Source organism: Collimonas silvisoli (assembly GCF_018305005.1).
In the GTDB taxonomy this organism is placed as follows: Bacteria; Pseudomonadota; Gammaproteobacteria; order Burkholderiales; family Burkholderiaceae_D; genus Collimonas; species Collimonas silvisoli.
In genome coordinates this window covers 12333-36682 of the sequence record NZ_JAGQEG010000036.1, presented here as the reverse complement: position 1 = coordinate 36682, position 24350 = coordinate 12333, and the positions used below count along the sequence as shown (strand labels likewise).

Annotated in this window: 14 protein-coding genes; 12 read left to right on the top strand and 2 right to left on the bottom strand. The window is 58.3% G+C overall.

Annotated features, from left to right (window positions below):
• Positions 1-108 precede the first annotated feature (108 nt).
• The 4 genes from KHU33_RS11870 to KHU33_RS11855 all read left to right on the top strand — a co-directional run bounded on the left by KHU33_RS11870 (position 109) and on the right by KHU33_RS11855 (position 4891).
• Positions 109-1656 carry an ABC transporter ATP-binding protein gene (locus KHU33_RS11870; RefSeq protein ID WP_211463055.1) on the top strand — a complete coding sequence of 516 codons (1548 nt, stop codon included), beginning with the start codon at positions 109-111 and terminating at the stop codon, positions 1654-1656.
• Complete coding sequence (locus KHU33_RS11865; RefSeq protein WP_211463054.1) at positions 1649-2743, top strand: ABC transporter permease; 1095 nt, start codon at positions 1649-1651, stop codon at positions 2741-2743. The genes KHU33_RS11870 and KHU33_RS11865 overlap by 8 nt, the downstream gene beginning before the upstream one ends.
• Before the next feature lie 10 nt (positions 2744-2753).
• Entirely contained in the window at positions 2754-3674 is a 921-nt protein-coding gene (locus KHU33_RS11860; RefSeq protein ID WP_211463053.1) for an ABC transporter permease, read from the top strand.
• A gap of 74 nt (positions 3675-3748) precedes the next feature.
• Entirely contained in the window at positions 3749-4891 is a 1143-nt protein-coding gene (locus tag KHU33_RS11855; protein ID WP_211463052.1) for a BMP family ABC transporter substrate-binding protein, read from the top strand.
• Positions 4892-5430: 539 nt separating this feature from the next.
• Here the strand turns inward: KHU33_RS11855 and KHU33_RS11850 are convergent.
• Complete coding sequence (locus tag KHU33_RS11850) at positions 5431-6354, bottom strand: hypothetical protein (RefSeq protein WP_211463069.1); 924 nt, start codon at positions 6352-6354, stop codon at positions 5431-5433.
• 151 nt (positions 6355-6505) lie between these two features.
• Here KHU33_RS11850 and KHU33_RS11845 point away from each other — a divergent pair, with 151 nt between their 5' ends.
• From KHU33_RS11845 to KHU33_RS11830, 4 genes are all read left to right on the top strand, one after another.
• The gene (locus KHU33_RS11845; RefSeq protein ID WP_211463051.1) at positions 6506-7345 is read left to right on the top strand and encodes a M15 family metallopeptidase; all 840 of its coding nucleotides are present in this window, start codon (positions 6506-6508) and stop codon (positions 7343-7345) included.
• 302 nt (positions 7346-7647) lie between these two features.
• Complete coding sequence (gene tssM, locus KHU33_RS11840; RefSeq protein WP_211463050.1) at positions 7648-11511, top strand: type VI secretion system membrane subunit TssM; 3864 nt, start codon at positions 7648-7650, stop codon at positions 11509-11511.
• The gene (gene tagF / locus KHU33_RS11835; RefSeq protein ID WP_211463049.1) at positions 11508-12491 is read left to right on the top strand and encodes a type VI secretion system-associated protein TagF; all 984 of its coding nucleotides are present in this window, start codon (positions 11508-11510) and stop codon (positions 12489-12491) included. The genes tssM and tagF overlap by 4 nt, the downstream gene beginning before the upstream one ends.
• Positions 12492-12494: 3 nt before the next feature.
• Complete coding sequence (locus tag KHU33_RS11830) at positions 12495-13277, top strand: OmpA family protein (RefSeq protein ID WP_211463048.1); 783 nt, start codon at positions 12495-12497, stop codon at positions 13275-13277.
• Between the two features lie 5 nt (positions 13278-13282).
• On the opposite strand, the gene tssA is transcribed toward KHU33_RS11830, so the two are convergent.
• Positions 13283-14371 (bottom strand): type VI secretion system protein TssA, encoded by a 1089-nt coding sequence (gene tssA / locus KHU33_RS11825; RefSeq protein ID WP_211463066.1) that lies wholly within the window; start codon positions 14369-14371, stop codon positions 13283-13285.
• Positions 14372-14864: 493 nt separating this feature from the next.
• Here tssA and KHU33_RS11820 point away from each other — a divergent pair, with 493 nt between their 5' ends.
• The 4 genes from KHU33_RS11820 (at position 14865) to KHU33_RS11805 (ending at position 24336) form a co-directional block, all read left to right on the top strand.
• Positions 14865-15479 carry a hypothetical protein gene (locus tag KHU33_RS11820; RefSeq protein WP_211463047.1) on the top strand — a complete coding sequence of 205 codons (615 nt, stop codon included), beginning with the start codon at positions 14865-14867 and terminating at the stop codon, positions 15477-15479.
• A gap of 299 nt (positions 15480-15778) precedes the next feature.
• Positions 15779-18022, top strand: coding sequence for a type VI secretion system Vgr family protein (locus tag KHU33_RS11815; protein ID WP_230414205.1), 2244 nt, complete (start codon positions 15779-15781; stop codon positions 18020-18022).
• Positions 18023-18044: 22 nt separating this feature from the next.
• Entirely contained in the window at positions 18045-19682 is a 1638-nt protein-coding gene (locus tag KHU33_RS11810; protein WP_211463045.1) for a hypothetical protein, read from the top strand.
• A gap of 22 nt (positions 19683-19704) precedes the next feature.
• Complete coding sequence (locus tag KHU33_RS11805; protein ID WP_211463044.1) at positions 19705-24336, top strand: RHS repeat-associated core domain-containing protein; 4632 nt, start codon at positions 19705-19707, stop codon at positions 24334-24336.
• Positions 24337-24350 lie beyond the last annotated feature (14 nt).

Genomic DNA, 24350 nt, shown 5'->3' with positions numbered 1-24350 from the left:
TGTTGCAAGTTGGCGATGAGTATCGGAAGATTGATCCGGCATGTTGCTTTTGGCATGAATTTGCAGCAATCTTCAGGCAGCAATTTTTACCTACGCAGGCAAAACAAAATGACTTCAACCATACCGCGTCTGGACATCGCCCATATCCGCAAAGCCTACCCGGCCGTACTGGCCAATGACGATGTCAATCTGCGCGTGGCCCCCGGTGAAATCCACGCCGTCCTCGGCGAAAACGGCGCCGGCAAATCGACCCTGATGAAAATCATCTTCGGCACGGTGAAACCGGATGCCGGCGAGATTTTCTGGAACGGCGAACAAGTGCACATCGCCAACCCGCATGTGGCGCGCAAGCTTGGCATTGCGATGGTGTTCCAGCATTTCTCTCTATTCGACACCCTCACCGTTGCGGAAAACATTGCACTCGGCCTGGCCTCGGATGTCAGCATGCCGCAGCTGGTGACGCAAATCCGCCAGACCGGGGAAAAGTACGGTCTGGAACTGGAACCGCATCGCCACGTGCACACGCTGTCGGTCGGCGAGCGCCAGCGTGTCGAGATCGTGCGCGCCTTGCTGACCAATCCGCAATTATTGATTCTCGACGAGCCGACTTCAGTGCTGACGCCGCAGGCAGTGGACAAGCTGTTCGTCACCCTGCGCAAACTGGCCGACGAGGGCTGCAGCATCCTCTACATCAGCCACAAGCTCGATGAAATCCGCGCTCTGTGCCACAACGCCACGGTCATGCGCAACGGCAGGGTCACCGGCAACTGCGATCCGCGCAACGAAACCAGCGCCGGCCTGTCGCGAATGATGATCGGCGACGAGCTGGTGCGTCTGCAGCGCGAACGTAATCCGGATACCCATCTGCAACGCAGCGAGCGCAAGCTGCATATCAACCGCTTGAGCTTGCCGAAAGCGCACCTGTTCGCCACCGAATTGCACGATATCGAATGCGAAGTACGGGCCGGCGAGATTGTCGGCATCGCCGGCGTTTCCGGCAACGGCCAGCAAGAGTTGCTGGCCACGTTATCCGGCGAGGACCAGCGCGCCGCGCCCAATATGCTGATGCTGGTAGGCCGCGCCGCCGGCCAGCTGGCGCCGAATCCACGGCGGGCGCTCGGCCTCGGGCTGGTGCCGGAGGAAAGGCTGGGACGCGGCGCGGTGCCGGCCATGACGCTGGCCGCCAACATGCTGCTGTCGCATCAGAAATCCCCTTTCGTCAAACGCGGCATGATCGATTTCGCTTATGCCCGCAGCGCTGCCGCCGCCATCATCGGCAACTTCAAGGTCAAGGCCAGCGGCCCCGATGCGCTGGCGAAAAGCCTGTCCGGCGGTAATCTGCAGAAATTCATCGTCGGCCGCGAACTGGAGCGCAAACCTAGCGTGTTCATCGTGGCGCAGCCGACCTGGGGGGTGGACGTGGGCGCGGCGGCGCAAATCCATGCTGAAATCCTGGCGTTGAAAAAGGAAGGTTGTGCCGTGTTGATTATTTCCGAAGAGCTCGATGAATTGTTTGCCCTGTGCGATCGCTTGCATGTGATTGCCAAGGGCCGCTTGTCGCCCTCGATTGCGATTGAACAAGCTACGCGCGAGCAGGTCGGTTTGTGGATGAGCGGCTTATGGCGGCAGGACGGGCAGGAGGCAGCGCATGCGTGACCTATGGCCCTGGAGACTGGAACTGCGCGGCACGCCATCGCGTTCGATGACCTATCTGTCGCCCGTACTGGCGATGGTCCTGACCATGCTGCTGGGCGCATTGCTGTTCATCGCGCTCGGCAAGGACCCGCTCGCCGGACTGAAAGTATTCCTGATCGATCCGTTCAACGGCAAGCGCGCCATCAGCGAGCTGCTGCTGAAATCGGTGCCCTTGATACTCTGCGCCCTGGGCCTGGCGGTGTGCTTTCGCGCCAATGTCTGGAATATCGGCGCCGAGGGCCAGTTCACCGTCGGCGCCTTGTTTGCCGGCGGCGCGCTGGTGTTGATCGATGTACCTGGCAATGCCCATGCGATCCCCGGCGGTTTCGGCTTGCTGCTGATGGTCGCCGCCGGCATCCTCGGCGGCGCTTTCTGGGCCAGCATCACGGCGCTGCTGCGCGACCGTTTCAACGCCAACGAAATCCTGGTGTCGCTGATGCTGACCTATGTCGCGCAGTTGTTGCTGATGTATGCAGTGAACGGGCCGTTGAAAGATCCGAACGGCATGAATTTCCCGCAATCGAAAGTGTTTTCCAGCGAGTTCATGCTGCCGATGCTGATGAGCGGCACCCGCCTGCACATCGGCTTTGCGGTGACGCTGGTGCTGGCGGTTGTGATGACGGTGTTCATGGCGCGCAGCTTGCGCGGCTTTTCTCTGTTCGTTGGCGGCACCGCTCCGCACGCGGCGCGTTACGCCGGCTTTTCCAGCCGCAGCGCATTGTGGGTGTCGCTGCTGATTTCCGGCAGCTTCGCCGGTCTGGCGGGTGCGTTTGAAATCGCCGGACCGATAGGCCAGTTGCTGCCGTCGGTATCGCCGGGCTACGGCTTCGCCGCCATCATCGTCGCCTTCATCGGCCGCCTGCATCCGGTCGGCGCGGTGCTGGGCGGACTGGTCATGTCCTTGCTGTACCTGGGCGGCGAGCTGGCGCAATCGCGGCTCGGCCTGCCGTCGGCGATTACCGGCGTGTTCCAGGGCATGCTGCTGTTTTTACTGCTGGCGAGCGATACCCTGATCGACTATCGGCTGCGCCGCAAAGCCAAAGTTTAAGGAAGGGCACATGGAACAATTCGCTTCTCTCATCGCTGCATCGATCAACGCCGGAACCCCGCTGCTGCTGGCGGCGCTCGGTTTGCTGATCAACGAACGCGCGGGCGTCCTCAATCTCGGCGCGGAAGGCATGATGCTGGTCGCCGCCATCGCCGGATTTGCGGTTGGCTACACCACCCACAGCCCGATGCTGGGTTTCTTGGCCGGTGCGCTCAGCGGAGTTTTGATGGCGGCGCTGTTTTCCTGGCTGGCGCTGGTGCTGGCGACCAATCAGGTGGCCACCGGCCTGGCATTGTCGATTTTCGGCGCGGGGCTGTCGGCCTTCATCGGCCAGCGTTTTGTCGGCCTGGCTTTGCCTTCGCAAACGCTGGCTATCCCGCTGCTCAGGGATATTCCGTTCCTCGGCCAGGCGTTGTTCCAGCAACATTGGATGAGCTATCTGGCCTTGCTGCTGTGCGCCGCTATCGGCTGGTTCATTTATCGCACCCGTTCCGGCCTGATCCTGCGCGCCGTCGGCGAATCGCCGGAATCGGCGCATGCGCTGGGTTACCCGGTGCGCTGGATACGCTTTGCCGCGCTGCTGTTCGGCGGCGCCTGTTGCGGCCTGGCCGGGGCTTATTTATCGTTGGTGTATACGCCGATGTGGGTCGAGGGGCTGGTCTCCGGGCGCGGCTGGATCGCGCTGGCCTTGACCGCGTTTGCCACCTGGCGGCCGGCCCGCGTGCTGCTCGGCGCCTTGTTGTTCGGCGGCGTAACCATCCTCCAGTTTTACTTGCAAGGGATAGGCGTTACCCTGCCCTCGCAAATCCTGTCGATGCTGCCGTATCTAGCAACCGTCGTGGTGCTGGCGCTGATTTCACGTAATCCCGACTGGATTCGCCTGAACATGCCGGCCTCGCTGGGCAAGCCTTTCAAGCCGGGCGCAAGTTGAATTAAGAGTTAAGCTGCACACCTGAAAGCAAGTTGTTAGTACGTCGACCAACCATCACACCGAGGGAGTTACACATGAGAATTTCACGCAGAGCATCACTCGCCATGCTCACCGCACTGGCTGCCGCCACGCTGATCGGCTGCGGCAAGAAGGAGGAAGCGGCGCCGCCGGCAGCTCCCGCTTCGGCGCCGGCAGCAGCGCCGACCAAGGCCGAACCGTTGAAGGTAGCCTTCGTCTACATCGGACCGGTGGGCGACGCCGGCTGGACCTTCGCCCACGACAAGGGCCGCAAGGCAGTCGAAGAAAAATTCGGCGACAAGGTGAAAACCACTTTTGTGGAAAACGTTCCTGAATCCGCCGCCGACGCCGAGCGTGTGATCCGCCAGCTGGCGGTCGACGGCAACAAGCTGATCTTCGGCACCACCTTCGGCTACATGGAAGCGATGCTGAAAGTGGCCAAGGAATTCCCGGACGTCAAATTCGAGCACGCCACCGGTTTCAAAACCGCCGACAACCTGGCGCAGTACGATGTCCGCACCTATGAAGGCGCTTACCTGGCCGGCGTGGTGGCGGGCAAGATGAGCAAGTCGGGCAAGCTCGGCGTGGTCGCTTCGGTGCCGATTCCTGAAGTGATCCGCAATATCGATTCCTTCACCTTGGGTGCGCGCTCGGTCAATCCGAAAGCCACCACGCGCGTGGTGTGGGTCAACAAATGGTTCGACCCGGGCAAGGAGCGCGAAGCCGCCACCACGCTGATCGGCCAGGGCGTCGATGTGCTGATGCAAAACACCGATTCCGCCGCTGTAGTGCAGACCGCGCAGGAAAAGGGCGTGTACGCCTTCGGCTGGGATAGCGACATGACCGGCTTCGGTGCGAAAGCGCATCTGGCGGCATCCATGATCAACTGGGGCGTGTATTACAACAGGCGCGTCGGCGAAGTGCTGGACGGCAGCTGGAAAACCGGCAGCAGCTGGTTAGGCCTGAAGGACGACGGCATCGATCTCGGCGCTTTCAATCCCGACTTGCCGGCTGACGTCAAGGCCCTGGTGGCAGAACGCAAGAAAGCCATCGTCGACGGCAGCGCGCCGATCTGGAAAGGCCCGATCGTCGACAACGCCGGCAAGGAAGCGGTCGCCAAGGATGTCGTGGCAGACGATGCTTTCCTGCATGGCGTCAAATTTTACGTGCAGGGTGTAGAGGGTAAAGTGCCGGGCTGATCGCGCAAAGAATCGTGAAAATACGGAATCGGCCTTGTCACGAGGTCGATTCAAATCAAAGTAGTTGCGCCGAATAGAGCTGAGAAGAAATCCCTGCTGCAGAACGAGAGCGATGATTGCAAAGAGCTGAAACGGCAAATTCTCCGTTCCCAATACGCTACGCCGAAGTTACCGGGAGATACTTATCCAATGGGACGCAGCAAGACATCGCCTGGCACACGGAACAATAGCGAGAATAGTGTTGGATTGAAGCTGGGAATGTCGCCGGACGGCGTGACATTTAACAGTCGCGACGACGACAGCAGTCAAGCGCTCGGCTCCTCATACGGCAAACGCAGCAGCTTGGAATTGCGCTATCACAGCGAGTGCGCGAAATAGCGCGCTGCCGCCAACTGTAGCACTGCAGGTGTACTTGGCAGCGTCTTTGGCAATGTAACGAATGACCGTAGGCGCTAACTGAGGTTGCGGTTTTGGCTAGGTGTAGCGAGCCTCAATATGTCCGTCGACGACCCCTCAATACGCGCCAAATTATGAGACCCCTACCTATTCACTTTGCACGAGGGGTCTGAATCCCAGCGCCCTGAACAAATACGCCAGCGGCACAATTCACCTTCGATCAGACCAAGTTGTTTACAGCGCTGCAACAAGCCGCCCGTGCTATCGCCACTCTTTCGCTCAACAATGTCGGGCGCATCAGCCGTATTTCGTGCGAGAACAGGTTCGGCAGCTTTCTTCTTGGCTGTTTGCTTGGATTTGGCAGTTTCTTTGGTTTTGGGCGGTTCGGTCACGCTTTCGCCATGGGAAACCAGTGCCGTCAGTATGTTGACATCGCTGTCAGCCGGCTGAGCGGCGGCCGCTTTCGTCGCTTTCTGGGTGGTCGTTTTTTTCTCTTGAACACTGCGGCTTACCAACGGCGCATCCACACTCTTGCTGGCTGGCTTGGATTTCGAGACCTTGGGTTCTTCCAACGCTTTCTTTAGCGCGGTCGAAGTGACCGGCACACCTGCTTCCAGAGTTTCCGTCAATTTGATACGGGGATCTGTCGATACCTGATCTGGAGTGGAATCGGATTTTTCAGAGTGCGAGGCCGGATCATTTTCGATCACAGCTGCTTGCGACTCTGTTTTTTCCGGTGCCGCAGCGTCGTTTGCGGCAAGTACAGGAGTGCTTGACGGCAACTCCTTAGCTGCGAGCGTCGTTTGCGTATCGGCCGCGACGGCAGTTTCAACCTGACTACCGCGTTGGCTCCAGGCAAAAAACCCACCTGCCCCGATTGCCGCCAGTAAAGCGACAACAAGTGCTGCACGCACCGCGCCGGATTTCTTTTGCGCGATGGCATTCGAAGGCGATTCCTTCCCCTCCAGGGCATTCAGGATACTGCTACTGCTTTTTTCTGTAGCCGTCGATTCCGATAACAGATTCGGTTTTACGGAGCCGCGCGCAGTTTCTTCAGATGGTTGCAAGACACAATTCTCCAAATGCCAGTTATTCAACACAGACCGACGTGACGCCAAGTTTGATAAGGTATACTCTCTGACAACTAAATATGCCAACTGGCAATATATTACCAAAAAACTATAATTTTTCTTTGGTAATATTCACGAGAAGGTTTTTGTGTTCGTCTTAGTCGTTGTCCTTTATTTTTTGCTTGCATGCGGCATCGCTGGGTTGCTGTTATTTCCAGCCGTCCGCGAGATTGTTTATTTAACATTAATCAAGCAACGACAACAGATTGGGATCCAGGTCCAGAGCTGGAGAGATCGCCGATCCCGGAGCACAAAATCCTTTTCGCAAAATCTGTACGCGTCGAGGCTCTCAAGCTGGCAGTTTATCAAACGGCATTATTTGGCTCTGCTTGCCGGCACGGCGGTTGTTCTGATACCGCCCTTGATCGCTTTGACGTTGAGCAGCAAAACCATGCTGGGCAGCTACGACGATTCCGGGCAAGTAGTTAACCAGCAGATCGCCGCGTTGTTGGAAGGAGAGCAGTTAGTACCGCCGCCGCCGCTGCCGCCTGAGGTGTTTACCACTCAGGAAGTGGCGCAAGTGCGGCCGATGCTGGATACCGCAAGCCGTAACTGGCAGGCACTGGATGCGGATTTCACCCAGCGCTTGCTGATGACTTTCAAGCTCATGAAAGAGAAGTACGGCTATGACATGGTGATTATTGAAGGTTATCGTAGTCCGGAACGGCAGAATGCCCTGGCGCAAATGGGGGGCAGCGTGACCAATGCAAAGGCGTTCCAAAGCTACCATCAGTACGGACTAGCGGCCGATTCGGCGTTTATGCGCAGCGGTAAGCTGGTGATTACCGAAAAAGATCCATGGGCCATGCGCGGGTATCAGCTGTACGGCGAAGTGGCGGAGTCGGTAGGACTGACTTGGGGCGGTCGTTGGAAAATGATGGATCTGGGTCACGTGGAGTTCCGCAAGCCGGGCGTAATGAAAAGATAAGACCGTTGTATTTGTGAAAATGACGGGAAATCGATAAGAAGAGGAATGGCATGGCGAGGCGATTGATAGTATCGAGTGATAAAACTTCATCCAGCGGAACAGTCATCCGGTGGGTGAGATCCGCTTCTGACAGCGCTACCTTGGTTCATTGTTCAGGCTGACACAGTCATGCAGCACGACCCTGTCAGCGGCAATTGCTTTTACCGTACTGTCGGGCGCAAGCAATATTTGCAGGTCCGGCCGCCTTCGGCGCGCCGTTTGCGTAATTTCCAAAAGAATCAACTACTTAATTACTAATACCTATGCAACGAATTTGGCAATTTCTCACGAATGCACGAACCCTGGCGGTGATCGGTTTTGTAGCGCTGGCCTGCTTTCTCTTTCTCGGTGCGGACGCCTTGCAAATCGACGGCATCTGGGTCGTCATTTTTTTAGTTAGCGTTCTGCTGCTCTGGGGATTGGTCGGGCTGTACCGCAAACAGCGCACTAAAACGGCGTCGAAAAATTTTAGCACCATGCTGGAAGGTCAGGCCGAGAAAGCCAACGACAAAACCAGCGCGGTTGGCCGCGACGAAACCGAAACCTTGCGCAAGCGAATGCTGGAAGCTATTTCCACCATAAAAAATTCCAAGCTTGGCGAAAAATCCGGCGCCACTGCCCTATATGAACTGCCGTGGTACATGATCATCGGCAATCCTGCCGCCGGCAAAAGCACCGCGGTCGCCAATTCCGGCTTGCAGTTCCCACTGGCAGACAAAAACAGCAATATCGTGCAAGGCGTGGGGGGCACCCGGAATTGCGACTGGTTCTTCACTACCGATGGCATTTTGCTGGATACCGCAGGACGCTATTCGGTGCATGAAGAAGACCGCGCCGAATGGTTCAGTTTCCTCAGCCTGCTGAAAAAACATCGCAGCCGCGCACCGATCAACGGCATCATCATTGCCGTCAGCGTGGCGGAACTGGCCGGCAATCGTCCCGAGTTCGGCATCAACCTGGCTAAAAACCTGCGCCAGCGCGTGCAGGAACTGACCGAGCGGCTGGAAGTTTTTGCGCCGGTCTACGTGATGTTTACCAAAGCCGACCTGATCACCGGCTTTACCGAATTCTTCGACGACATGGATCGCGGCGAAAAAGATCGGGTATGGGGCGCGACCTTGCCTTACAGCAGAAAAACCAGCAGCCAGGACGTGCTGTCATATTTTGATGAGCGGTTTGACGAACTGTTCGAAGGCCTCAAGGAAATCAGCCTGGCCAATATGGCCTTGAATCGCGGTGACCGTTTGCCGCCCGGCGTGCTCACCTTCCCGCTCGAATTTGCGGCGGTAAAAAGTTCCTTGCGTGCTTTTATCGCCACGCTGTTCGAAGAAAATCCGTTCCAATTCAAACCGGTATTCCGCGGTTTCTATTTCACCAGCGCCTTGCAGGAAGGCAGCGGCATCAGCAGCTCTTCGGAACGAATTGCCGAACGCTTCGACCTCAAGCTGCAAGCGCTGGAACGGCCGGAGATTCATTCCAAGAACGGCTTCTTCCTGCTGAATCTGTTCAGGAAAGTGATTTTTGCCGACAAGGACCTGGTCTCTCAATATGCCAGCCGTCACAAAACCCGGCTGCGCTACACCATGTTTTTTGCCGCCACCGCGCTGGTCGGGCTGGCTTTGGCCGGCTGGAGCTGGTCGTACATCGGCAACCGCCAATTGACCGCCAACGTACAGGCAGATCTGGACAAGGCCATCAAGCTGCAGGAAAAACGCCTTGATCTGCAATCGCGCTTTGAAGCGATGGAGATCCTGCAAGACCGTATCCAACAATTGCAAAAATATGACAACGGCCGTCCTTTGTCGCTGGGCTTCGGCCTGTATCAAGGGGATTTGCTGGAGCAGAAACTGCGTGAAGAATATTTCGCCGGCATCAAGGACATCATGCTCAAGCCGGTAACGGCGAATATCGAATCCTTCCTGTCTGAAATGAATACCCACGCCGGTTCGCTGGAGCCGATGTCGCGTCCGGTGCAACTGGCCAGCGCCTCGCCGCCAGCATCGGGAACCGCCGCAGCTGCCGCTACCGCAGCCTCGGCGGCCAGCGCCGGCAGCAGCGGCGCCACCCAGCAATATAAAGATTCTTCGCCGACCAATGTGGAAGACGGCTACAACGCATTGAAGACTTATCTGATGCTGAGCGACCGCTCGCGTGCCGAGTCCAGCCATCTGAACGATCAGTTGACCCGCTTCTGGCGTGGCTGGCTGGAGAGCAATCGCGGCAACATGACGCGCGAACAAATGATCCGTAGCGCCGAACGACTGATGAGTTTTTACCTGTCGCAGATCAGCGATCCATCCTGGCCTACGATAGAAAGCAAGCTGACCCTGATTGACCAGTCGCGCGACAATCTGCGCCGCGTGGTGCGTGGCATGGCCGCCAGAGACCGGGTGTATGCGGACATCAAGGCACGCGCCTCGACCCGCTTCCCATCCATCACTGTGGCCGGCATTGTTGGCGACCAGGATAAGGAACTGATTGTCGGCAGCTATGCGATTCCAGGCACATTCACCCGCGACGCCTGGGAAAAATTTGTCCAGGGCGCTTTCAAGGAAGCGGCGAACAAAGAACTGCAAAGCGCCGACTGGGTATTGAAGACAGCATCCAACGACGACCTGACGCTGGAAGGCAGCCCGGAACAGATCCAGAAAGCCCTGGTTACCCAATACAAGACTGAATACGCCAAGGAATGGCAGAAGTTCATGCAGGGCGCCAATATCGCCGACCTCGGCGGCTTTGATAACGCGGTCAAGGCGATGAACCGCTTCGGCGATCCGTCAACTTCGCCGATCAACAAGTTTGTCACCAGCGTCTATCAGCAGACTTCATGGGACAACCCGTCGCAGCTGAACACCGGCCTGGGGCGTGCGCAAAGCGGCTTCATGGCCTGGTTCAAGCAAACCATCCTGCGGCAGGCGCCTTCCGGGGTTAACGTCAACCTCAATCTGAATGCCGACGCTACCGCGGCGCCTATGGGGCCGGTCGGCAAGGAATTTGCCGGTGTCGCGCGGATGGTGACGGCCAAGGATAACAATGCCACGCTGATGCGCGGCTATATGGAAACCCTGTCGAAATTGCGTACCCGTTTCAACCAGATCAAGAACCAGGGCGACACCGGGCCTGGCGCCAATCAGTTGATGCAGCAGACCTTGAACGGCAGCGGATCGGAACTGGCCGACGCCCTCAAGTACGTCGACGAACAGATGCTCGTCGGCATGAGCGACTCACAGAAACAGGCGATTCGTCCGATTCTGGTGCGGCCGTTGATCCAGGCTTTCGCTGTCACCATCAAGCCGACCGAAGCCGAGATGAATCGCACCTGGCTGGCGCAGGTCTACGCACCGTTCGAGAAAACCCTGTCGGAAAAATATCCGTTTGCGGCCAATTCGAAAATCGAAGCGACCAGCGCCGAGATCGGCCAGACCTTCGGCCCGGACGGCAGCATCGCCAAGTTCGTCAATTCATCGATGGGGCCGCTGGTAGTGCGCCGCGGCGATACCCTGGCAGCCAAGACCTGGGCTGACATGGGCATCACGCTCTCACCCGCCATGGTGTCGAACTTCTCGCGCTGGGTAGCGCCATTGGGCGCCAGCAGCGCAGCAGCTGGCGGCAGCGGTGCAGCGGCAGATGCGCAGACAGTGTTCCAGATACAAGCTCTGCCGGCCGGCGGCACAACCGAATACACCATCGAAATCGATGGCCAGCAACTGCGTTACCGAAATACCCAGGCGCAATGGACCAACTTCGTCTGGCCCAATCCGCAAGGGGTAGCCGGCGCCCGCATCACGGCAGTCACCTTCGATGGACGTACCGTTGAAATCGCCAACCAGCCCGGTCGTTTTGGCCTGGAGCGCTTGATCAATACCGCGGTGCGCAAGCGCAAGGATGGCAATTTCGAATTGAGCTGGACCAATGAAAACATCACGGTGCCTATCAACCTGAAGATCATCAGCAGCCCGCAAGTCAGCGCCAAGACGCCTGACGGCGGCGCACAGCAAGGCCAGGGTTTCCGCGGCATGAAATTGCCGGAAACGATCGTGGGTACAGCGGCGAGTCCGGCAACCAGTCCGGCTGCGCCAACCGTCACTGCGGCAGGTGCGGCAAATGCAGGAGGGGCCGCACAATGAGCGTAGGAGAAAAATTGGCTAATGTCGGTTATTTCGGCAAAATCCCGAGCCGCGGCGATTTCATCAAGGCGACCGACAACATGCCGTTGGTGTCGATTCTCGACGAATGGCTGGCGCAAGCCATGGATCTGCTGTCGGCCGAGCCGCGCTGGAAAATCGCTTATGACGCTGTCAGTCCGCTGCATTTTGCCTTCGTCGGCCCGCGCAGCAGACGCGCCATCGCCGGCCACCTGATTGCCAGCAACGACCAGGCTAACCGCCGCTTTCCGTTTCTCGCCGTCAGCACCATGGAAATCGACGAGCCGCAGGACTTTACGGCGAAGAGCCCGATGGCGTTTGCGCGCCTGTGGAACCGGCTTGAAACCCAGGCCTCCGAGGTTGTGGCCGCTACCGATCCGGCGCTCCCTCTGCAAAACCTGACGGCCACTATTCCTTTGCAGCTGGGCAGCGGTGCTTACCATGCGGCCTTTACCGACTTCATGGAGATTCAGACCATCGGCGGCCTGGAGAACATGCTGCGCAACGCCGGCTTCAAGGGCTCTTTGCGGCATCTGATCCTGGCGCTCGGCATCTTGCTGCAACCGGTGATGGAAAGTTCTTCGTCGCGCCTGGAAAAAAGCCTGGTGATGCCATTGCCGGACGATCCCATGTACCGCAATCTTGTGGCCTCCTATTGGCTGCATCTGATCACGCCGTTTCTGCTGCGCGGTAATTTTGAGATGGCCACATTCGTTACCAGGATCAATGACCAGCCTTCCATGGTGATCGGCTTCAGCGGCGCCTCGCCGCGTACCTTGCAGGCAATCATGGATCCGCAGGTCGCCCTTGATCACCATATTTCTTTCGAGGACGCCAACTGGGTCGAAGAGCAAGTCAAGTCGGATTACAGCATCACGAAAATCGCCAGCTATCTGGCGCAACCCACCCTATCTTTAAAATCCGCGCATGATTCGTTTCGTGACGTATTTATTGGAGCTTGACGCATGCGTTATCTGAGCATTGCCCTGACATCGTTATTCGTGTCAAACCTGGCGCTGGCGCAAAATGCCGCGCCGCCCGTCGCCGCCCCGAAACCGGGCCAGATTCTGGTCAGCGGCACCGTGCCTGACGAGGCCAGCAAGCAGAGTGCGTTAAGCAAGCTGCAGGAGTTATACGGCGCCGACCGCGTAGTCGACCAGATTGCGGTCGGTTCGGTAGTATCGCCGGCCAACTGGAACGGCTATGTGCAGAAACTGATCAATCCTAGCCTGAAGCAGGTCAGCCGCGGCCAGTTGAAGATCGATGGCAACACAGTCAGCATCAACGGTGAAGTCAGTAACGAAGCACAGCGTCAGCAGATCGCCAGCGAAATCGCCGGCAACCTGAATCCGACTTATACCGTCAAGAATGGCTTGCGGGTTTCCGCGTCAGAACAAAATATCCTGGACCAGACCCTGGCCAACCGCACCATCGAATTCGAAAGCGGACAAGCCACGCTGACGCCGTCCGGCATGAAGATTCTTGATGAAATGTCGGCCGCGCTGCTGAAGTTGAAAGACAAGAAAGTCGAAGTCATCGGCCATACCGACAACCAGGGTTTGCGGGCGCGCAACGTCTCGCTGAGCAAAGCGCGCGCCGACGCAGTGAAGGATTATCTGGCGCAGAAAGGTATCAATCCGGATTCGGTCCTGACTTCCGGCCAAGGGCCGGATCGGCCGATCACGACCAACGATACCGCCGACGGCCGCTCACGCAACCGTCGTATCGAGTTCCGGGTATCGCAATAGAGGTATCAGTTTTCGTCGTTTTGCTGGCCGGCTCCCTGCAGCCCCAGCAATTCCTCTACATGCGCCAGCGACGACGGATCCTTGATCACCGTGCGCAACCAGTGGTGCAGCGGCAGGTCGCCCCAGTCGGCGGCTTTTTCCGCCAGATAGGCGACCGGGCTGTGCGGCTCGGTGCGCCGGAAAAAATCCGCCACATGGCGTAACTGCATCAAGGCCTGGGTACGGTTCTGGATCGGGCCGTTCAGCGTGGCCTGAGTTTGCTCCACCTTGCTTACCTCCTGCTGCGGCTTGGGTGTGGTTTGCGGGTCGCTGCCGGTTTTCGCCACAGCGCCGGCGCCGGTATTCACCCCCGCTTCCTGAGCGAAGCGGGTAATCACCGAGATCGCATTTTCCAGTGCGTCTTTAGTCGCCGAAAAGGCCGGCCCATCCTGCCCGACCCGGAAATCGATCGATTTTTCCAGTTGCAACAGCGCTTGCTGGCACAAATTAGCATCCGCCAGCAATGTTTCATAAAATTTCGGCGACGATTTGCGCCTTGCCGATTCGATGTCCGCCAGCTTTACGCCATCGCTGGCGGCGCCGTCGCCATTGCCTCTTTCTTCATTGGCCGCACGGATTCTGGCCGACTCAAAATCGACTGTGGAAAAGGCAGTACCGCGGCCTTCAGTGATAGGTATCTCGCGTATCAACTGCACCGAGCGCGATAGCAGCCAGCTCAAATTACCAACCCGCAGCTCCTGGTCGCCATCGTCCGGCACCGGGTGCAGGCCCTCCCAATACCTGTCGCTCAAGCCGGCGAGCAACAGATAGCCGTCGGCCAAGCCGCTGAAATAACGGATTTTGGCATTGGCTTCCGCCAGCCAGACAGCCAGGCGCAGGTCCTTGCTTTGGGTTTCGATCAGCCGCGCGCAATTGTCGACGACGAAACCCCAATCCGCTTCTTTGAGTTCGGTCACCCATTCGCCTTGATCCAGCGACGGATCATCAAAACGACGGGCGTGTGCAATGGCATCCAGGTCGCTTGAAAAAGACAGGTCGCCGCCGCATGGCGTGGAATCGCTGACAGGATTGAGTAATTGATCGACAGAAAACATAAATAGCAAACCCGAATAAAAGTGATAAGTGATTCTAGCCAGGAAATGGCGGCGCTCTTGCAAGGTATTCATCGCACGCCTGCTGCCGCCACGGTCAGGAATTTATCGCAGCAATAAAGAAAATATTGCCAATGCACAACATGAAAACCACATGAAACATAGGAGAATTATCAGAATTTCCTTAGCGCAATCATACCCTAGCGTTTCAAAAAAGGAATCCGGGCTGCTGCGCTTATCCGCCTCAATTCCAGCGGCGACGACAGCCGGCGCACGTGTCGAAACGGCAAAGGAGATGTTTCCGTAGTAACATGTGTCCCGGATGCATCCCTGTAAACGGGTGCTTTGCATAGCATGCCGGATTTTATTCATGGGTGACATGGCTTACCTAGACAATCCCCCTAGCGTGAGCATAATGACATGATTACTCAGCGTGACCAGAATTGGCGTGGCAATCTGTTCATGCCTGCCGCCGTGATTGTTATATTTGCAATATATGAGGCCTGTCCGCCCAGGTTCTAACATTTTTAGGAAAGTGAGTAAAGCTATGAAGTTTTGGAAAACCAAGTTGGCCTGCAGTGTCGCATTGACATGTTTGATGATCCCGTACGCTGCATCAGCAGTACCAGCTGCAACACCAGCTGTTGCAGATACGACACAAAAAAGTTCGGCCGACCAGGAGATCCAGGTACTCAAGGATGTAGCGCAAGTGCGTCCGACAGAAAAAACGCCATGGGTGCGCATGACCCAGATCAAGTACGAGGCAGGCAACTATCGCGATGCAGTGTCCTATGCGTTGCAGGTATTGCAGCGTGATCCGGCGGACAAGTATGCGAAGGGCGTCGTGGCTTTAGGCGGCCTCAAGTTGTCGATCAAAGCCCTGAATGACTTGAGCACCCAGGGCGATCTGAATGGCGGCGTGCTTGCAGACGCACAAACTCAGACAAAAATGCTGCGCGAAAGCCTGGGTGAAACAGTGGTTGATCCCGCCGCAGCAGCCGAAGCCAAACCAAAAGTAAATCGTCCATTAAAGAAAAAAGCCGCACACGCCGCCAAAGCTGTTGCGTCGGATGCAGGCGGCGACGGCAAGCCGTTCGGAGCCCTGCAATAAGGCCCGGCAAGTTGCCGCCCAACTGATTTTCACACATGTTTTTGCGCGGTCGAGATCTGCATCCGGCCGCGCCATCGCCGCCGTCATTCACTGGTAACGCTAACCCGGTAAATTATTAAGACCAAGCGTCGCACCTCTCCCAAATACCGATATAATTTCACTCCGGCAATATTTCTGCTGGACAATCGTTCAATGTTTTGTTGTCGGGCGAATTGAAGTCGACGCCAAATTCATGCGGGATCGTGGCTTGAGCAGTTGGTCCAGGCAAAGCCATTCCTTTTGTAAAACGGAGAATGTCAATGTATCCAAACGCCTCTGCGTTGCTGGCCCGGGTGAGCCGTTTCAATCAGAACCGACGCCTGGTCCGGATCAAGACGCCGCTGGATGACGACCTGCTGCTGGTGCACAGGCTGCACGGCAGTGAAGCCCTGTCCAAGCCTTTCGACCTGACGCTGGAATTGTTATCCCCCTACGATCAGCTCGAACTCAAGCAATTGATCGGCCAGCCCTTGTTGCTGACCATGCAGACCCAGGCCGGCGAGCGCCATTTCCACGGCTTTGTCAAAGAATTCGCACGTACCGGCAGCGACAGCGGAGTGGCGACTTACCAGGCACAGCTGGCGCCTTGGTTTTCCTTTCTCGACTACGCCAGCAATTGCCGCGTGTTCCAGGATCTGTCGGTGCTCGATATCGCGCAAGAAGTGTTTCACAAATACGGCAAACTGGCCGACTATCGCTTCGATCTGATCGCCAGCCGCTATCCAAAGCTGTCTTACTGCGTCCAGTACAACGAATCGGATTTCAGTTTTATCTCGCGCCTGCTAGAGGACGCCGGCATCTACTATAGTTTTGAGCATAGCGAGAGCGGCCACAAGCTGGTGCTGGCTGACGACTCCACCCAGTGCTTGCCGCTGGAGGACAACGCGACAGTGCGCTTCCAGCCGAATCAGGAGCTGCAGGCCAGCGACGTATTGGATGACTGGCGGCCGCGGCGCAGAATCGGCTCCGCGGTGCATAGCATCAAGAGTTTCGATTTCAAGCAGCCGCGCAATCCACTGGCGGTGGAATTGAAGAGCAATGCCCCGCGCGGCAGCCTGCCGCAATTCGAACGTTACGCTTACGATGGCTCCGCCAGTTATGGCAACAGCGCGATTGGCGAACAACTGACCGCGGTGCGCGCCGAAGAAGCTGGCTGGCAAACCAAGTTGTTCGAAGGCTCAGGCACTTTCCGGGAGCTGGCGGTGGGACGCTATTTCGATCTGGACGGCCATTTTGAACACAGCGACGACAATCCGGACGAGCATCGTTTCATCGCGCTGCAGATCAGCCATGACGCCCGCAACAATTTTTCCAGCGATTTCAGCGAAGCCCAGGATTGCATATACCGGGTCAACGTCACTGCGCTGCGTCGCAAGATCCCCTACCGGCCTTTGCGTGAAACAGCCAGGCCGCGCATGCCGGGGCCGCAAACGGCAACCGTGGTTGGGCCGAAAGGCGAAGAAATCTGGGCCGATAAATACGGCCGGGTCAAAGTGCAGTTCCACTGGGATCGGCAGGGCCAGTTCAACGAACAAAGCTCTAGCTGGGTGCGCGTCGCCAGCCCCTGGGCCGGTAGCGGCATGGGTGGCGTCTCGGCGCCGCGGGTCGGGCAGGAAGTGGTGGTCGATTTCCTCGACGGCAATCCCGACCGGCCGATTATTACCGGACGGGTCTACAACGCCGACAATATGCCGCCGTTCGGCCAGGAAGTCAGCGGCATGCGTTCCAAAACCGTGCGCGGCGGCGGCTTCAATGAAGTCACCATGCACGATTCGGCCGGCAGCGAATTGCTGAACATGCATGCCCAACGCGATATGGCGGTGATGGTGCGGAACGATCACAACAGCACCGTCAATAACAACAAGGCGACCAAGGTCGCCGTCAACCACAACTTGCATGTCGGCGCCAACCAGGATATCTCGGTAGGCGGCAATCGTGGCGCAACGGTAACCGGCAACGATACCCGCACTGTCACCGGCACGTCTATCGCCACGGTGACCGGAGCGGTAACCCAAACCTATCAGGCTGGCCAGAAACGGACGATCAGCGCAGCGGGTTATACCGAAAACATCACCGGCGATTATGGCAGCACCCTGATTGGCAACTATAGCGGCAACACCAACGGCAACTGGAAACGCGATATCAGCGGAACCGCTACCAACACTATCACCGGCGCCGTCAGCGACACCATGCATGCCGGCCGCGAAGTGACCGTGACCGGCGCCGACAAGCGCACGGTTAACGGCCCGGTGGAAGACGGCAACACAGGCGCACGCTTGCTGTCGGTGACCGGCAACATGCAGCACGAGGTCTCCGGCACTCACACGGTGTATTCCGGCGCCGACATGACAGTCGCTTCCGGCAGCAAGGTCGATCTCGTCGTCGGCGGCGCCGGCATCAGCATCGACGCCGGCGAAATCACCATTACCGCAGGCGGCTCGATCATCAAGATCAATGGCGGCGGCGTGTCGATCAACGGCAGCAAGATCAATCTGAATAGCTAAAGCATCATTGAGAGGCGCCAGCATGGCTAAGAATCCTGTCGAAAAACGCGTAGCCGCCTTGCGCGACCTGTGGCTGGAACACACTCAGGATCCGCAATTGCGAATACTGGTGTGGCGTATCCCGGCCAATGCCGACCGCATGCTGCAAGCGTTTTTCGAGATGCAGCAGCACCCAGGCGACTGGACCACCCCTGACCTGTTCCTGCGCTTCGATGCGCCGTTCGATACCGGTTTCGGTTACAGCCGGACCTTGCGCCAAAGCCTGGTCGAGAGCTATATCGACAGCAAGGACAGCCTGCGCGAACAAGGCGTGGCGGCGGACTGGCCTGTGGCGCAAACGCCGCACCACGATTCGGCCTCAAGCGTGATGGCCATGCTGGCTTCGTTCACCCGACACCATCAGGCGCAGCTGGCGCATTTGCGTTACGTGGCTGCGGTGCTGACGCCGCATCCCATCAGCAGCCAGGATGCCTGGGAAGCATGGCTGGAGGCGGCGCTGCGCAGCCCGGTTGCGGCCGATGTCCGCCTGATATTGGTGGATACGCTGTCCGATCATCGCTGGCAAGCTTTGGCGCAACGCCATGGCGCATGCGTGCGGATAGTGGAAGCTCCCATCGACATGTTCGACATCGCCCGCGAAACCGTGGCGCAGGCAGGCGGCTCAGGGCCGACGGTCGCCTACCGCCAGCTGCTCACCGATGTCATCACCCTGGTGGAAAAAGGCAGCGCCGCACAAACCGCCGCGCGCGCCGAAAAAGCCATGCAGATCGCACAACGCGAGCAATGGCCCGACCAGCAGGTAGTGCTGCATATGGCGGTCGCCGGCGCTTTTATAAAAGAAAAAAACTATGTCGACGCCATCAAACGTTATCGCGACGCCCGCCAATGCGCGACCCTGGCGGAGCACAACCAACACCCCATGGGCGCCGATCTGATCATGCAAACCTGGTTTGGCGAAGCCGGCGCATGGCTGGCAGCCAAGCAACCCGAGGGCGCGGCGCAGGCCTATCGCAGTGCGGCGGAACAAGCCCGGCGCGTTCCCAATCCCATGTTTGAAATCGAAGGTTTCCGCATGGCGGCGTATTGTTACGCCCAAGCCAGGCAAGAACAATTGGCGCGCGACCACGGCGCCCTGGCGCTGCGTGCCGCAAAAGCAGTCGCCCCGGCCGAACGACCGCTCACCACCATGGCGCTGGCCTTGCAAGATTTGTTGCGGCTGCAAGATCCTGGCCGGACCGACAAGCTGGAGCGCAGCGCGGCCGATTATCAAGCCGCCATTGCGGCCGCGCATCTGCAAGCAGAACAGCAAGCCGCCAAGCTCGGCGAGCAGCCGCCGGCGAGCGACCTGGAAAAAATAGAAACGGCGATGCACGTGCGTTTTGAAAACAGCTTCCAGCGCCAACGCCAGGAACGCGAGCGCCTGATTGCAGGCGGCGACGAATTCTTCCGCAAAGTGGTGGCGCTGGCGCGCGAACTGCTCAACCCGCTCTGGAATGGCCTGCCTGAGGTCAAGCATCCGCTGGACAAGGATGTCCCTGAATGGAGCGCACCGCCGCAATTCACCAAGCTGCCCGATCCGTCCGGTTTGCTTGACGCCGCCGCGCCAGCACCTCCAACTCCCGCCGCCGCAAAGCCGATGAGCGCTGCGGCGACCGTCTGAGCCGCCTGAGAAGGGAGCGTCCGTGACCAACGCCGCCAAGCATTTCGATCCTCAGATCGGCATCGACATCCACATGTACGAGCTGATACCGGGAACCCCGCCGGTACCCCTGCCGACAGCACATATCTCGATGGTGCTCGACCCCTTCGACTACCTGCCCTTCATCGGCGCCACGGTACAGGTGGCCGGCGTCAAGCGCGCCACGGCGGGAACCGGCGGCTTGTCGGTGCATATTCCATTGGCGCTGTGGGTGCCGTTCCTGCGCGCGCCCGGCGGGCCGCAGTTCGACGACGAGCTTTTCATGGGCAGCAAGACGGTCATCGCCGATGACTCGCCATTCTCGCGCCTTGGCATGCCGGTGCTCGACTGCAGCGTGGTCGGCATGGTGCCGCCGTTCCGCCTGAAGAAGCCATCCAAGCCGCATTTGTCGATGACCTTGCCGACTTCGGTCAACCTGGCGATACCCGATAGCGTATTCGTTGGCGGGCCGCCGACGATTTCTCTGATGGGGATTGCTTCCAAGCTGGGTTTTGCAGCGTTGGGAAAAGGTTTTAAGGCCCTGCGCCGGACCAAAGGTTTCCAGCGTGCGGAAGAAGCATTCAAGAAGGCACGCCAGAAACTGTTCAAGAATATGGAGCCGGGTTTCCTGAAATGCAAGGTATTGCGCGCGGAACCGGTCGATATCCGCGACGGCAGCGTGAGGGTCTCGCATGAAGATTTCTCCATACCGGGGCGCTTGCCGCTGACTTGGAGCCGCGTATATTCATCGAACAACAATCACGACGGCATGTGCGGACACGGCTGGCAAACCCCTGCCGATTTCCGCTTGGAGATCGAGCCGGACGGCATGGTGTTATTTTTTGAAGCGAACGGCGCGGCGATATTCCCGCAATTGCCTGACGCTGTCGGCGCCGGCCATGCGGTGACTGAGTACGTCGACGGCGCCCGCCTAAGCTGGCTCAACAATGATGGTGCGGACGAGTTGCATGTCGTAACCAAGGATGACCTGCGCTACATTTTCCGCAAGCCTGCGCCCAATGTAACCCCCTTGCATCGAGCCCTGCGCCTGCAGATCGAAAAGATAGAAAACCTGCGCGGCAATCACTGGCGTTTTGAACGTGTCGACGGTCATTTGACACGGATCATAGAGAGCGGCATTGATGAATTGCCTGGCCGCTTTATCGAAGTGCATGAGTTCGCTGGAAAAATTCACCAGCTGAGCCTGCACGATCCGGCTACCGGACTGAATTATCCGTTGGCGAGCTATAAATATCAGAACCAGGATCTGGTCGCCGCTCTTGACGCCCTCGATGCAGCCCGCGTCTTTGACTACCACCACCATCATATGGTGCGCCACGCCGATCGCCTTGATTTGTCTTTCTATTATGCCTATGACAGTGAATGGCGCGTGGTGCACGCCTGGGGCGATCAGGGATTGCATGACTATCGTTTTGCGTACGACACCGTACTGCGCGAGACGGAGGTTACCGACTCCCTGGGCCATACCTCCCTGATCAAGTTCGACGACGACAACCTGCCCTTGTGCGAAATCGACCCGCTGGGCGGTGTCACCATTTTCGAATACGACGAAGTAGGCCGCACCACCGCAGTGGTAGATCCTGCCGGAGCGCGCACCGAGTTTTATTACGATAGGCGCGGCAATTTGTTCAAGCTAGTCCAAGCCGACGGCAGTGTTACCGTCATGGCCTTCGATGACGCCAATCGAATGACCGAACTGGTCGACCCGCTCGGCCAGCACTGGCAGCGCAGCTGGGATGAGCGCGGCCGGTTGCTGGAGCAAAGCACTCCCATGGGCGCCCGTTCGCGCTTTACCTATGACGTTCATGGCCAGCTGGCAACTCACGTCAACCCGCGCGGTGCTGCCACGACGCTGGTTTTCGACCGTTACGGCAACCTAGCGCAGTTGACTGACGGCCTCGGTCATCGCAGCCATTTTGCGTACGATGCACTGGGTTGTCTGAAACGCCGTACCGATGCCGCCGGCGACGTCACCGAATACCGCTACGACATCAAAGGCCGCCTGCTGCAGACCCTCCAGGCAGACGGTGCAAGTATCCATTACGACTACGACGCGGAAGACCAACTGATCTGCTACACGGACCGGAACGGCGCCCGGACCTTGCTGGAATACGCCGGCACCGGCCAGCTCGCCAGGCGCGTGCAAGCCGACGGCCACGCCATGCAGTACCTGTATGACACAGAGGAACAACTGATAGGCCTGGTCAACCAACGCCAAGAAGGTTATCAGCTCAAGCGCGACGCGCTGGGCCGCATCGTTGAAGAATGCGATTACTGGGAGCAGTCGCGCCACTATCGCTATGATGCTGGCGGCAACCTGTCAAGCGCCACCGATCCGCTCGGTCGAGTCATTATCTACACCACGGACCGCTTGGGTCGCATCATCAAAAAAACCTTGCCCGACAGCGACCATCCGGCACGGCAAATCCACGAAACGTTCAGTTACGACAAGAACGGCGCCATAGTGGAGATCCGCAATCCGCATCGGCACATCCTGCGCAAGTTCGACGCCGATGGCCGCATCATCGAAGAAGTACAGGACGGTTTCCAGATCGCATATCGCTACGACCAGGCCAGCAACCGGCTGTCGCGGCAAACCAGCGCCGGCAACAAGGTTGCCGCCACCTACGATCTGCGTAATCAAGTGGCAACTATCGCCATCAACGACGAACCGCCCATCCTGATCGAACGCGATGCGCTCGGGCGTGCCGTCAAAGAGCAGTTGAGCGGCAGCGTCCAGCGTCAGCTGCGCTACGACACGGCCGGCCATCTGACCGCCCAGACAGTGCTGCGCGACCAGATACCGCTGTTCACCACCAGCTACGAATACGACCGTGCCGGCAACCAGACCCGGCGCAGCGACAGCGAACATGGCAGCGACCTTTACCAATACGACCCATTGGGCAACCTCCTGCGCCATACCGATCCTGCCGGAAGGGTGACGGACTTTCTCAACGATCCAGCCGGCGATCGGCTGCGCACGCGGATCCGGCAGATGGAAATGCGGCAGGCAGCAGGCGGCGAAGGCCAGGCGGAAGTCCAGTGGAGCCGCGAAGGCAGCCACGATAACGTGCACTATGTGTTCGACCGCGCCGGCAACCTGGTTCGACGTGGGGGCAGCCAAATGTCATCGGCCGATCCAGCGGCTGCCGATCCCGCCTTGCAATTGCGCTGGGACGCTAACCAGCGCCTGATCGAAAGCAGCCAAGCTGGCCAGGCGACCCGCTATGGATACGATCCGCTAGGACGCCGGGTGTTCAAACGGAACCCCACCCATACCACCTGGTTCTTCTGGGACGGTGACGCCTTGTTGGGCGAGGTACGGCAAGCCAATAACACGCAGAGCGCCGAGATCTGGTCGGCCGGCAACGTGGCCGATTTCATGGCGGCGCGCAAGCGACTCAATGCGCTGAAGACCTTGCATGCCCAGGCGCGGGAGTATGTCTACTATCCGGACACGTTTGCGCCGCTGGCGTTGATTGATCGGCAGGCCAAGGTTGCTAAGCAACCCGTCCGCATGGCGGAAAGAAAAGCAGACACAGTCACGCAAGGGCACGCGGTACAGATCGCTACCTCTGTCGCAGCGCCTCCACCTCCCCCCTCCTTTCCGGTTGCGGCAACTACCAGTCTTGGTGAAAGCGGTGGTCTGGGCGGCATGGGGGGATTGGGCAGCGCCAAGCTCGGTCAATTGAGCGCAGCCGCTCCATGGCCCCAAGGGAGCGATCCCCAACTCAGCCTCGCACATGCACAATCGCCGGATCATATCGGTAGCCTGAGCGGCGGGCTGCGGCTCGGCGGCGATGTCAGCATGCCGCCGCCCGCGCTCATGCAAACAGTGGCTGCACCAGGCGCAACAGCAACTCATCCCCCGGAGGTCGCCGCAAGCGATACGGAAGCGGTCATTGAAGAGACCAGCAGCGGCGTCTTCCACTATCACAACGACTGCAACGGCTGCCCGACCAGATTGACCGATGGCAGCGGGCAGGTTATGTGGTCGGCTAGCTACGCAGCATGGGGGGCGGTACAGCGGCTGCATGTGCAAGCGGTGGATAATCCAATCAGGTTCCAGGGGCAATATTTTGATGTTGAGACCGGCTTGCATTACAACAGGAATCGATATTACGATCCCCACATCGGGCAGTTTATTGGACAGGATCCGATTGGACTGGCCGGAGGAAATAATCTATATGCTTACGCGTCAAATCCGATCAGATGGATTGATCCCCTTGGGTTAAACGATAAGCCGGCAAACTCCCCAACTCCTGAAAAATGGCTTGACAAGGGAGGGACGATTCATCAGGAAATCGACAGTCGAACATGGGTATACACGGATTGGGACGGTAATACTGTAAGGTACCCCGACGGGCATCCGGATTTCACTCCATACGAGCGGCAACGAGTCGAGGTTCCGGATCTTAAGGGAAATCACGGTCGTAATCCTGCAGGAGATTTTGGCAAGGCCGATGCGCTAGCGCCCAAAGGACATGCGGATTACGACCTTAATACATGGCACCACCATCAGAACATGACTACCATGCAAGAGGTACCGAAGAAAATTCACAATCGATTTACGCATTCAGGTGGAGTAAAGAACATCAAAGCTAGGTGCGACTAAAAGAAAGGACAAGA